This is a genomic window from Nostoc mirabile CHAB5784 (assembly GCF_020829645.1).
Lineage (GTDB): Bacteria > Cyanobacteriota > Cyanobacteriia > Cyanobacteriales > Nostocaceae > Nostoc > Nostoc mirabile.
In genome coordinates this window covers 1-12,295 of the sequence record NZ_JAIVFS010000155.1, presented here as the reverse complement: position 1 = coordinate 12,295, position 12,295 = coordinate 1, and the positions used below count along the sequence as shown (strand labels likewise).

Below are 12,295 nucleotides of genomic sequence, written 5' to 3'. Positions count from 1 at the left end.
TCTGGAGCAGATATACTACAGAATTGTTAAAGGTCGCGGATGCTTTGAGGCTGACAAGATAATATTTTTAATCTCTAATTCCATTTGATTTGCGTTCTCTCATATCGCTTTTAGTCTAAACTCCAGAATCTCAGCTATTAGTCAAATCTCTCCAAGGTCTAATACTACCAAAAACTATTCGTAGTAATCAGGTTTTAAATAATCGTCGAATTGCCTTTCCTACTGCGGCTGGTACTCCTGTAACTAGTGAATTTGGTTGGCGGACACACCCCATTACAGGCGATCGCAAGTTTCACGCGGGTATTGATTTTGGTGCAGCAAAGGGGACACCAATTTATGCGGTTGATGCTGGTCAAGTGGTTTTTGCCGGCGACAAGGGTGGCTATGGCAAAGCGGCTGTTATTCAGCATCAGGGAAGTTTATCTACTCTGTACGGTCATGCCAGTCAGCTGTATGTACAGCAAGGACAACAAGTTGTGGGTGGGCAGATGATTGCAGCAGTAGGTAGTACGGGCTTTTCAACGGGGCCACATTTGCATTTTGAAGTTCAAGTTAATGGTGTAGCGCAGAACCCCCGCCCTTATTTACACAAGTATTTAGCTAACCGTTGAAGGTTATTTAGCTATTGGCAAGAGAGATGCAAATTGTACCGATTTTTATATCAGGTGTAGTTGGTGCAGTCTGCTCTGTTGCATTTTCTTATGGAGTAGCTTCACTGCCATGTGGTTTGGTATCAAAGGGTGCAGATACTGTTTGTCAGGTGCGTAGTTTTGGTAAGGCACTTGATAGTTGGAAATTTGGGTTTATTGTTGGTGGTTTGGCTGGGTTTATTTTGAGTCCTCGCCATCAATTTATATCCCGTTTTCAACCCATTCATCTGTCAACTGCTTCCTTAATTACTTTGGGCATTTATTTTTCAATTTCTCAAAGTACTGGTGTTTCTTCAGGGTCGTCAAATAGTTTAAGAGGAAGAGTTAGTACAGGTTCTTACTCACCACATCCTTATTCACCACGGTTGAGTGCTTTTTTAGCGACAATTCGTTGGGCAGAAACAGGAACCAGTGAGCCAGAAAGTTATCACAAGTTAGTATTTAACGGAACTTTTAATAATTTTTTTACACACCCGTTAAAGAAACAGTGCGCTCCTATTAATGGTAAAAATGTTTGTTCGACTGCGGCTGGCGCTTATCAAATGTTGGATAAAAGTTGGTATGACATTCAGCCAAAGTTAAACTTGAAGGATTTTAGTCCAGCTTCTCAGGACAAGATGGCAATTGAATATATTCGTCGTAATAATGCCTTAAGTGATATTGAAGCAGGAAGGTTTGATACTGCTGTGTGTAAAGTGGGTAGAATTTGGGCTTCATTTCCTTGTAACAATTACAACCAAAATGCTAAATCAATCGCTCAATTAAGAACTTACTATCAGCAACAATTACATAAGTTTGAAATTTATAGGAGGTGAAAACTTAGTGATGTTATTACTATATAATGACAACAATGGGAATATTGAATTTCAAAAACAACAGCTTTGGACTGCAATTATGCAGGCTAAACAAGATGGTTTGGGCAATGAAGAAATTATGGAGAATGTACGGGAGGCTTTACCTTCCCCAATGGTTTATTATGCTGAAACTGTTGTACAACAAATTGATTTTAGAGCAAAATTATCACGTCCTGTTATAGAAGTTAATTTAGAATTTTTATTTCAGGTAATATACGAATCAGTAATTGCAGGTACAAACGATGAAGAAATATTATCAATATGTGCAGAACACTGTACTTTAAACCAGTACGAGTTTGCACGTTATGCACTTGAATATATTCATCTCAATCGGATGCCATCGCAGTGGGAGCAAAATAACGTATATCATCAGATGATTGAGATAGTTAATATATCACCCATTGAATCTTTATTTGAATACATTGAATCAATCAAAAATATTTATCTTAAGCAGATTGGATATGAAGTAGTTCAAGAGAATCTTTATAATTTATTTTTAAGCAAGAAACAAATCAGTTACTTTACTGATTTAGCTAATAAATCTAGAGATAACTTCATTAAAAACTATTGCTATCGAACGGCAGTGCTTGTTGCGCGTGTTACGGGTAAACCAATAGATTTAAAGCAGACAGGAGATGGATCAATTATTTTAAGAGATCCTAGATATTTAGATAGTGACATTGCTACTAATAAAATTGTTAGTTCAAATATTTTAACTATGGGACAGGCAGGAGAACTATTAGTTGATACCTTAGAGGATTTTAATATTAATGCTAAGTATGTTGATGCCAAAAATGGCCCTACTTTTAATCGTATTAGGGTAAAACTGGGACGGGGTGTTAGTTACAAGAAAGTAGAAGACATCGGTAATGACTTAGTGCAGCAGCTTGGTGAAGAGTTAGGCTTGAAAGTTGCACCAATGGTGAGTGTAGTGCCTGGAGGAGTTGTATTTGATATACCCAGGTTAGACAGACAATTTGCTTATTTCCGCGATTATTTTACTTTTGACAGCGAACCTGAGATTCATTCTGTATCCATCCCCGGTGGTGTTAATGTTGATGGCACTTATGTCGAAATTCCCCTTTATAGTGATAACGTGACCCATATCTTGGGTGGTGGGCGGACGCGGGGTGGAAAGTCGCAGTTTGAGAAAGCAGCAATCTTGTATTTGGTGCGGCGGTATCCCCCTTCCGTTGTTCGATTAGCGCTTTCGGATGTTAAGCGCGTGACCTTTGGTAAATTTGATGGGCTACCCCATCTTGTTGCCCCAGTTGCTCGTGATGCAGAGTCTACCGCCAATTTGCTTGATTACTTGGTTGAAGAAATGGAATTGCGCTACCAGGAATTTGAGCGCCACAGCAGTATTGAAACGATCGCACAGTATAACTTGCGGTTTGCACCTGATTTTGTCATGCCGCGAGTGATTTGTCTAATTGACGAGTGTTTTGACCTGCTTTCCGATAATAATTACTGCGATCGCATTGAAACTGCACTGATGAAGTTGCTTGCAAAAGCGGGTGGTGAAGGAATTCACATACTTTTGTACACCCAGCGACCTGACAAAAACGTGATTGACCCGTTGATTCGCTCAAACTTTCCAGCCAAGACGGCCTTTGTTACGACTCGTCCTGAAGACAGCTGTATTATCCTTGGGGACGATAAAGACAAGCGTGCAGTTTATTTGCTGGGATACGGAGATTTCTTGTACAAAACAACTGAGGTGATGCGACTTCAGGCGTTATATGTTGCTGACGATGAAGACCCTGAATACTTTCAGCAATTACTCCTAGAAGCTAAAAATCAAAACGACTCCTACACAGCTTGGCAGTCTGGGTTAGACTTTGATGAATTTGTCGCTAATTTCTATGGCGAGCGCAATAGTAATGACAGTAGTAAATCTAAAGCCACTGCTACTAAAACTAAACAGTCCAAGACCGATTTTGAGGGCAGTTTTAGCTTTAAGGTACAGCTTGACGAGGAAGCAAGAAACTCAATTTTGAATTTGCATCAAAAGGGCTATCAACTTGATGAAATTGTCAAAGCGGTATTCAATTTATCCCGTCAAGATGGTAGGTCGTACAAGAAATTTAGAAATGTTGTTGAGGAATTTTTAAATAGTTTTAAAGATGGCGGTGAAGATGATATTTGAACTAACCATACCTATATATTGATATACTAATATACATGCTCTAACATTGCGGGTCGAAATAATGTCTAAAGTCAAAAAGTCAATGGGAGTACAACAAGTCTTGTTGCGTCCTGACAATGAAACGAAATCAATACTAGAGTATCTTTGCCAGCAATCAGGGAAGCTTTACAACAATGGTGTTTACTACGCTCGTCAAACCTTTTTTAAGACGGGGAAGTTGCTAACTAGTAAGTTTGATTTGATTTACGAAGAATCTATTAGTAAATCACTAGTTGCGAAATCTTTGCCATCGACACCAATGCAACAAACGTTGATGTCTGTAACAGAGGCATTTAAATCTTTTAAGGAATTGCGGTCTTTGTTCCTCAAAAGTCAATTACATTTTAAACCAAAAGCACCCAATTACTTGACAGGATCTAAACTGTTCAAGGTTGCTTATCCAAACTCAGGAGGGCAAAAACCAGTTATCGTTAATGGTCAACTTAGATTTTCGTTAGGTTTAACTGTTAAAAGATGGTTTGGGGTTTCAGAGTTTTTCTTACCAATGCCTTCAAATATCGACTATTCCCAGGTTAAAGAATTTACAATTCTCCCTAAAAATGGTGCTTTCTACCTTGAAATCTCTTATGAAGTTGAAAAACAACAGCATAACTTAGACATTAATCAAGCCTTATCTATTGATCTTGGGACTGCTGATAATCTAGCCGCCTGTGTTGATACTTTGGGCAATTCTTTATTGATTGATGCTCGTGCAATGAAAGCATTTAATCAACTCTGGAATAAGAAAGTATCAACACGAAAAGAAGGAAAACCAGAAGCCTATTGGGACAACTGGTTAGACCGTGTAACCCGTAAGCGAAATCACCAAATGCGCGACGGCATCAACAAAGCCGCAAAATTGATTATTGACCATTGCATTAGATATGGCATTGGTACTTTAGTAATTGGCTGGAACGAAGGCTTTAAAGAAGCTGCGAACATGGGTAGAGTGAATAATCAAAAATTTGTTCAAATGCCTTTAGGTAAACTCAAAGACCGATTAAAACAGCTTTGCGACTTGCATGGAATTAGGTTCCAAGAAACCGAAGAAGCCTATACGTCAAAAGCAAGCTACTTAGATGGAGACTCCCTACCCGTTTATGGTCAAAAACCAGAGGGGTGGAAAGCATCAGGTAAGCGCGTTGAACGTGGATTGTATCGGTCTGGTGATGGGTCAATTGTGAATGCCGACTTGAATGGTGCAGCGAATATTTTAAGAAAAGTAGCCAGCAATCTCAGCTTAGACTTAGGCTTACTGGGTAGACGGTCTTTGACAATCGTAGCGAGAATTAGACTTTGGGTACTACCTAAGTCTACTCTGTCCGCAGAGTCTCAGTGGCTTCAGCCCTGAGAGTGTCAATGGTATCTCAAAAATTTTGCACGAGATAGCGATAACGTAGCTGCTGCCGCCAAATTTATCATGGATGGTTTGGTTACAGGACAAGCAATCCGTAACGATAACTTGACAGTTATCCAATCGCCTGTAGTTCATTATTATCATCGCAGTAGTGATGATGGTGTGCTCTTGAGACTTTCACAATCACCTGATTTTCTGTTAGAGAATTTTATTGTATCTAACCAATTTTCCCGAAACAGCTTAGAAAAGCATAGTCAAAAAATCACATATTTAGTGTCAATTTAATTTATGGATATATTGGATTTAAAGGATGATGATAATGTTACGTTATAAAGACTACCGTCAGTTAATCGATCAGGTAAATGCAGGCAAGAACATTAACCTATGGGGCAAGCCAAATATTGGTAAAACTCTTACTGTTAAAAACTGTTTACTCAAGGATATTAACTTAGAGTCTGTTTACCTCAATCTTGAATATCCTTTTAGTGTGGATCATCTATTCAACGTTATTCCTATGAGCTTTAGATTTTACTACCAGCAGGATTGGCAAAATATAATAAGCAAATTATCTGATGGTTACAATAGGCTGCTGGTGATAGATAATTTTGATAGATTGCACTTTGTTAGCAATACTTTTAGCAACGACTTATTTCGATTACAACAGTTAGCTCAATTAGAAAATTTTTCTTTAATATTAATATCTCGGATGCAGCTAGAATATTTCCATTTTTCAGGTTTTGCTAACTATTTTGAAAACTTGGAATTGAACGAAACTAATACTTGGACTTTTGGGCATTAGATATATGGCTTTTAGATATCGTTTTTTGGTGATATCCGCTCCGGGTGGAATGTTGGTTTAAGCAATAAAGCAAGTTCGACTCTTGCTATCACTATTGAGGATGAAACTACTGCCGATACTGAAAATTAACCAGGACGAATCTATTAAATAGTTTTAGAATTGTTAATAGAGTAAGGGGTAGGTTAGTGGTATAGTTCTCAGCAAATCCCAATTCGTGCCGGGGCAAGAGTAATTAAAAACCTTGTAACCTGCATTTTGGAGGGATGAATTATGTTGAAGAAGTTTGCGTTTAATTGCTTGAGAAACATTAATGCTACTTTTGGAATGGTGTCTTTGACTGCTATTGGTTTGGGCGCTATAGCAACTTTTTCTGGTTTGGGTTTATTGTACTTAGCTAGGGGCGGATTCCCAATTGTTGAGAAAGAACGCTCTGAACAAATTGCCTATATCGGCAATGGTGCTATTGTATTGGGCTTTACCGGAATTATTTTTGCTTCCTTGGGCGGTGCTTTCTTAAGTATTGTTGAAGAATCGGAGGACACTAATTCGAGTAGAAAAACTGCAAAAATAGCTGACACAAAACTGCTTGTATTTACAAAACCTGAGAGCTTTGAAAAATCCGATGGACTGCCTTTTATTTACACCTATATGGTGATGAATTATGAGGGAAATTCTGATTTAAAGGGCTTGGTTGTTTGTAGATTTGAGGAAGAACCGTATCGGAAATTGTTACTTTACGAGGAATTACGTTCTTACCACATTGACGACTTGGCAGTAATCTATGATGAAATTGATCCAGACAGATTAATTGGACAAACCTTTTCCTCATATAAGCCTTTACCTTGTGAAGCTTTGGAGGAGCATTTAGATATACACCGACGCTATCTTAATGCAGTTAATAGTGAAGAATTTAATTCTTGCTATTTGCAAGTATGTGCTGGGTGTAAGTTACTGCATGGTGCCAATAAAATTGTTTGTGGCATTCATCCACATGGATGGTTTCAGGATGGTTGCTGTCCGGACAAACAATGGGATGAACGTAAGGCGTTGTTTCCATTTGAAGATGATGCTGTTGTCGAAAATTTAAATAGAGAAATATCGTCCAATCAGGCGAATATTTACAAGTTTTACGGCGACCTTATTTTGTGGGATGAATACGCTAATCGTAGGTTTTCTTTTTCTTATTCCGGTATCTTGCTGAAACATTCTGACAAACTGCTTGAGCTTGGTACGGAAGTGAGACTTCTTTCCTACATCCAATATTTCCGCACTCGAAATGTAGTGGTCTTTGACTACGTAAAATCAGGGCAAGTTTCGGAGTTTGCGAAGGAACTCAAGGGTATAGCCCAAATCGAGGTTGATGGTGATGAGATATCTATCTTTTTTGATATATATGAGCCATGTCACCGCTTTCGCCGTGATGGTGTAGCATAGATGTTACGGAAGAGAGGAAGAAGCTTTTGGGTTTAGGTGCGCGGAAACTGCGACAGTTCTGCAAGGAACGCCAGATTCAAGGCTATTCTACCGTCTACAACCGTAAAAAACTCGATGGACTCGTTGACTTTCTGATCGCACAACAAGTGACTTCTGCTCAAGTAGTCGAGTTTGTGGAAATGCTTGCTTAGAGTTTGATGAAAAGCCTCGGTAAAAACTGGGATTTCAAAACTATTTCCTTGAGATAGGATAGTACTTGCTTGATAATTCCTTCTATTAAGTTTGGGCTTCTAAGATGCGTCCTATACTTCTTGGCGATAATGTCGGTAATCCCCTCCGAGTAGCTTCCTCAGCTACCTGCGTATGGTAATGGTGCTTTGAACGACTGGGTTTTTGGTTCTTGCTCCATTCGCTGATTTCGACGATTTTGCTCGCCTCTGTACTTTTGCACTTCTTAGGTCTGCCTACGTTGACACCTAAAACCTCGTTAGCTTTTGCGATCGCCGACTCCTGGGTTTCTGACAAGATGGTACTTGATGTCCATCTTTTCTTCCACTTTGCTATTGAGTTTTCGGTTACGCCAATCTCTTGGGCTAAGGCTACATATTTTTTGCCTTCGTTTAGTCCCAGCAGAATTTTCGCTCTTTTGCTAACTTCATCGCTGCTGCTTGCTGCTATGTGCTCTAGTGCTTGCTTTTCAATAGAATTTAATATCTGAAGACGGGCAGTACTGGGAGAGCGTGCTTCGTCCCCAAGCGAAAGAAAGACAAAGGGAGAGCGCTCGTCGTTTGAATGAATCGAAGTGTTCAAATTTGAATCATTCGATAAATGAAAGTAAATCTCAATTAAAGAAGGGTAAACCCGTGATTCAGGAGGTCTCGGAGAATCTAAATATAAGCGTTGGCAGTTATCACAAGGGTAAGAAAGTTTTTGAATTAATTTCTCAATTACGAGAACTGGAAAAATTTAAGGCAGTTGTTGCACTAGAGATGGAATTTAACCGAAGTATTGATGCAGCGTACAAATTTGTTTGCAATCAAGATATCTGTTACCAGGTAATAGACCTTCTGGAGGCAGATGAGATAGGTAGTATAGGCGATGGTATTGCTTGGATGCTGAATGGCGAGCGCAATCCGTTTCGACGTTTCCAGCTTGACCAAGTATATCAATTCAAGAAGAGACTGCGGCCCGAATTGGAAATTGTGGGACGGGTTATTGGTATAACTAATGAGTTTGTTGTGTTTGGATTGAGGAATTTAGGGAATATGAGCCTAGAAATTGTGAATCTACGTCCGCGACAAATTGATGCAGAATTGCAGGATGAACCATCTGCATCACAGAGGAAGAGAATATTTCACTTAATGCAAAAGTTTAGTGATGTTTTCCCAGTTCAAGTGTCTTTGGCGGAGTTGTTGAAACTTCCTAATTTAACTGAGAAAGAGGAGGTTTTATTGCGGATGTATGAGTCTGACGTATTTGAAAAAACTTGGGAAGATTATAAGATCCAAATGAAAGCAATGGAAGTATCTACAAATAGAAAAAAGGATAATATTCGTGCTGCATAGGTAGCTGTGGGCTGCTAATTTAGTAGAGAATTTGTCCCACAATTTAACATTACTTACTAGATTAGCATCTCAATACTGATTACAGTACGAGTTCACTTTTTTGGGTGCTGAACTCGTATCAAGATATTTGACTGTTTTTTGTTTTTTAACTCGGTGGTGGAGTATGAGTAATTTCATCTTCACCAGTTGTACTAACGAGAGCCAATGTAAGGTGACACTTGTGGGTGTTACTAGCTTTGCATTGTTATCCCAAAACTCTTTTGTCGATTTAGTGACAACTTCGCTAGAACTGCCTCATTTAAATAATTACTAAAAAAAAGTTGGGTAGTCGCATTGTTGTTGGTGAAGCGTGTTGGACTAAATCTTAGCCTAAGCCTACGTATGTCTAAGCCTAAACAAGTATAAACCTTTGTTTGCTTTCAACCATGAGACGATTACCAGTCGCCTCCAACAAGCGGATAACCAACCGCTTAAGTCAAAATAAAATTTCAAATTTAGGCTAACACATTTTGACCAACAGCGAGACTACCTGATGCACAAAAATCATCAGGACAGTCACTCATGTACCAAGAAAATTTCGGGGCAGATGCCGATAACAAGCCCCAATTAAGCCTTTCACAGCCTTCAAAAAAGAAAATCAAACCCCACCTGCCCGCCGAATCCGTGGGCAAACGCTACGTAGAACGCTTTTGGCATCCATTTGGGGCGATAGTTGCCCCTTCTTTAGTAGAAGGTGCAAAACCAGCATGGCGCACTATCGATTATTATCTCCAACCCTCCCAACTGTGGAACCTGCACCAAGACAAGTCGAAACTAGTAGGTCTGCGCTTTGACAACACAACACGTTACGCCACAATCGATTTAGACCTCTTCGGCGACTACCATAACATTGAATCCATAAATCGCATCAAAGCGGTGCTAGAGGACATCGGCATAGTCGATATCATCATCCTCCAGTCCAGTTTTAGTGGCGGTTATCATCTGATTTTAACCTTTGCTTCCCCCTTACCCACCTTTCCCCTAGCCTGCGCCCTAGAGATTACCTTGAGAAATGCAGGCTTTATACTGCGTCAAGGACACCTAGAAATCTTCCCCAACACCAAACCATATAGTGCCAAACAAATAACCAACTACAAAGCTATCCGTTGCCCCATGCAACCGGGTAGCGGGTCATTTTTACTTGATAACGACCTGCAACCAATTAGCGACTCAGTTTCTATCTTCCTTGACTATTGCGATCGCGCGGCAAGTCGGCAAGATTTAACTAAACTAAAACGGGTAGCGAACAAAGCCAAAAAACAAATTTCACGGCAGAGATATCGCAAGCAAGAGTCTGCTGACGTTGCACAGTGGCGTACCAACTGGGAAGAAATAATTGCGATCGGTTGGACGGGACAAGGACAAACAAACACCCTCCTACAAATCTTCGTAGGCTACGGAATCGTCTTTTTAGACTTAGAGAGTGATAAATTAGTCGAATTTTGCCTTACTACCGCAATTAACGCCCCTGGCTACAGCCAATATTGCCGACACCAACACGAAATCAAAGCTAGAGTGCGGCATTGGGTAGAATCCACAATTCGCAACAAATGGTACAGCGCCTACATTAGTTATCCCGAAAGGTTGTTGGGTACATTCGCCAACACATTTGCAGAAGCCATAGTAGGCATTAGGAGCATCCATAAACCCAAAGACAACGTAATCCCATTTGATCGTCGTAAGCAACAGAACTGGGAACGCAGCCAACAAGCCCAACAACGCATCCAGATAGTAGTAAGGGTAATAGAGTGGGATAGAGGGTTGCCAGTAGGGGCTACTGAACGGGGGAAAGCAATACGTGCTGAGTACAAGCGCCGCTTTCACAAAACTATCTCACAAGAGACACTACAAAAGCACTTGCATTTGTGGCATCCTACATGCTACATCTTAGACCCGTGGGTAGAAAATAGCTCAAACCCTTATCAATCAAGCAATGACGGGCAATTTGATAGTTTTCAAAACTCATTTGCAAAGCAGACTGCTGAAAATCCTTACCAAAAGGAAAATGACGGTCATTTTTACTATATGAAGGTTTTTTGTAAATGCTTACCTTCTGCTGCCGATGCCCCTACAGGGCAGTTGGCAGCCGCAAGTTTTGAAGAAGTTGCTAAGTCTGAAGGAGAATTATTTGTACTACAGGTACAAGATGAATCTGAGGAAATTAAGATTAATTCCGAAGAATTGAATTTATTGCAACCAGAGGATCTGTCTTTAACTTCAGGTGTCAATAATTCTGATAATTCATTAGTTTCTTCAAATATTATAGAATTAGCTGAAAATCTTAATGAAAGTACTTCAGATAAGAATTTTAAATACCTTTCTAACCCCAGCACGGTTGAAAATTACAATAATAAAAACTTATTAATCAATTCTGTCAGTATTCCACCTACTGCATCTACACCTGCAATTGTGCTGCCTGAAGCGTCACAAAAAGCCGAAGTTAGCGAGCAAAGTACATCTTCAGGCGATTCAGCAGCAACTCTCGCTTTGTCAGAACTGAAGCAACTGACTAAGTTGCGACTCCAAGCAGCATCCCACGCCAAGCGTGTAGCTAGAGAGTACTGCCTGATTGCGCGATGCTTAATTGGGGGCAAGGAACGCGAAAGACTGGAGCAGACTGCAAAAATACAATTTTATCTTGATTCAGGTAACAAAACTCTAATTGCAGAAGCCAACGAGTGGGCAACTGTCAATCCTGGGTGTCTACCGTTTTCGTTGGAGTTAGCGTTTCAAGAAGGTGAGACGTGATGGCTTTAAAAATTCTGCCACCGTCAATTATTTTATTCAATTAACTTACCAATTTCATTTAATTTCTGTTCTAAGATTCCTTGTAAAGATTGAAGTTATTCATGACTAGCATTAGCTAAAGTTATCTCAAATAATCCACTACTGATTTTTTGAATAATTCCTTTTATTTCTTTTGATTCAGATTATTCTGATTTTAAATACTTTAATACCCTTAGAGGATGTTTGAAAAGTCCTCTTCTCGGTAGCAAAACGTTTTAGATCCCCCTAAATCCCCCTTTTTAAGGGGGACTTTAAGAAGTTTTCCCCCCTTAAAAAGCAGGGCTGTTTCATTCGATCTCTTGGGGATTTTGTCAAGAGTATGAGTCAGAAATTTGCTTGAGTGGGAAAAACAAAAACTACCACTTCAATCGGGAAATTTAAGTGCTAACACCATTTTATTGCACAATCAGATTTTTTAGTCACCTGATTTTTTTGCTTGAAACGCTTGTAAATCAGCGCCTTTTAGGGAACGAAACAGCCCTGCTGCTTAACCCTCTTTCAAGAAACACTTGACGTAAAGCTTATGTAGAAAGGGTTTGATAAAATGAAGCTTCCTCCTTATCTTGAGATTTGGGGACAAGTTGAAGACCAAAAGCTTGCGCTTTCTTCTGGAGATGTTTGA

General features: G+C 39.7%; 11 protein-coding genes. 10 read left to right on the top strand and 1 reads right to left on the bottom strand.

The features are described 5' to 3' along the window. Window positions 1–161 precede the first annotated feature (161 nt). From LC653_RS41185 to LC653_RS41150, 8 genes are all read left to right on the top strand, one after another. A complete protein-coding gene (locus LC653_RS41185; RefSeq protein ID WP_308189230.1) occupies window positions 162–611 on the top strand; it encodes a M23 family metallopeptidase in 450 nt (149 codons plus the stop codon). Window positions 612–637: 26 nt separating this feature from the next. Next, entirely contained in the window at window positions 638–1,465 is an 828-nt protein-coding gene (locus tag LC653_RS41180; RefSeq protein ID WP_229501065.1) for a glycoside hydrolase family 24 protein, read from the top strand. A 10-nt stretch (window positions 1,466–1,475) separates the two neighbouring features. Further along, the gene (locus tag LC653_RS41175) at window positions 1,476–3,653 is read left to right on the top strand and encodes a DNA translocase FtsK (RefSeq protein ID WP_229501064.1); all 2,178 of its coding nucleotides are present in this window, start codon (window positions 1,476–1,478) and stop codon (window positions 3,651–3,653) included. Between the two features lie 82 nt (window positions 3,654–3,735). Continuing rightward, the gene (locus tag LC653_RS41170) at window positions 3,736–5,043 is read left to right on the top strand and encodes an RNA-guided endonuclease InsQ/TnpB family protein (RefSeq protein ID WP_229501067.1); all 1,308 of its coding nucleotides are present in this window, start codon (window positions 3,736–3,738) and stop codon (window positions 5,041–5,043) included. A 69-nt stretch (window positions 5,044–5,112) separates the two neighbouring features. Next, window positions 5,113–5,334 carry a hypothetical protein gene (locus LC653_RS41165; RefSeq protein WP_308189229.1) on the top strand — a complete coding sequence of 74 codons (222 nt, stop codon included), beginning with the start codon at window positions 5,113–5,115 and terminating at the stop codon, window positions 5,332–5,334. A gap of 34 nt (window positions 5,335–5,368) precedes the next feature. After that, complete coding sequence (locus LC653_RS41160) at window positions 5,369–5,848, top strand: AAA family ATPase (protein WP_229501063.1); 480 nt, start codon at window positions 5,369–5,371, stop codon at window positions 5,846–5,848. 270 nt (window positions 5,849–6,118) lie between these two features. Continuing rightward, window positions 6,119–7,282: a hypothetical protein gene (locus LC653_RS41155; protein ID WP_229501062.1), complete on the top strand. Its 1,164-nt coding sequence runs from the start codon at window positions 6,119–6,121 to the stop codon at window positions 7,280–7,282. 26 nt (window positions 7,283–7,308) lie between these two features. Next, complete coding sequence (locus tag LC653_RS41150) at window positions 7,309–7,473, top strand: hypothetical protein (protein ID WP_229501061.1); 165 nt, start codon at window positions 7,309–7,311, stop codon at window positions 7,471–7,473. Between the two features lie 85 nt (window positions 7,474–7,558). Here the strand turns inward: LC653_RS41150 and LC653_RS41145 are convergent, their stop codons facing one another. Further along, complete coding sequence (locus LC653_RS41145; RefSeq protein WP_229501066.1) at window positions 7,559–7,996, bottom strand: helix-turn-helix domain-containing protein; 438 nt, start codon at window positions 7,994–7,996, stop codon at window positions 7,559–7,561. A gap of 149 nt (window positions 7,997–8,145) precedes the next feature. Here LC653_RS41145 and LC653_RS41140 point away from each other — a divergent pair, with 149 nt between their 5' ends. Both LC653_RS41140 and LC653_RS41135 read left to right on the top strand, forming a co-directional pair. Continuing rightward, window positions 8,146–8,847 (top strand): hypothetical protein, encoded by a 702-nt coding sequence (locus LC653_RS41140; protein ID WP_229501060.1) that lies wholly within the window; start codon window positions 8,146–8,148, stop codon window positions 8,845–8,847. A 561-nt stretch (window positions 8,848–9,408) separates the two neighbouring features. After that, the gene (locus tag LC653_RS41135; protein WP_229501059.1) at window positions 9,409–11,634 is read left to right on the top strand and encodes a hypothetical protein; all 2,226 of its coding nucleotides are present in this window, start codon (window positions 9,409–9,411) and stop codon (window positions 11,632–11,634) included. Window positions 11,635–12,295: the final 661 nt, after the last annotated feature.

What these genes read in the sequence shown, in the direction of transcription:
- LC653_RS41180 (WP_229501065.1), top strand. Translation starts at nt 638, where the DNA reads ATGCAAATTGTACCGATTTTTATATCAGGTGTAGTTGGTGCAGTCTGC.
- LC653_RS41175 (WP_229501064.1), top strand. Translation starts at nt 1,476, where the DNA reads ATGTTATTACTATATAATGACAACAATGGGAATATTGAATTTCAAAAA.
- LC653_RS41170 (WP_229501067.1), top strand. Translation starts at nt 3,736, where the DNA reads ATGGGAGTACAACAAGTCTTGTTGCGTCCTGACAATGAAACGAAATCA.
- LC653_RS41165 (WP_308189229.1), top strand. Translation starts at nt 5,113, where the DNA reads ATGGATGGTTTGGTTACAGGACAAGCAATCCGTAACGATAACTTGACA.
- LC653_RS41160 (WP_229501063.1), top strand. Translation starts at nt 5,369, where the DNA reads ATGTTACGTTATAAAGACTACCGTCAGTTAATCGATCAGGTAAATGCA.
- LC653_RS41155 (WP_229501062.1), top strand. Translation starts at nt 6,119, where the DNA reads ATGTTGAAGAAGTTTGCGTTTAATTGCTTGAGAAACATTAATGCTACT.
- LC653_RS41135 (WP_229501059.1), top strand. Translation starts at nt 9,409, where the DNA reads ATGTACCAAGAAAATTTCGGGGCAGATGCCGATAACAAGCCCCAATTA.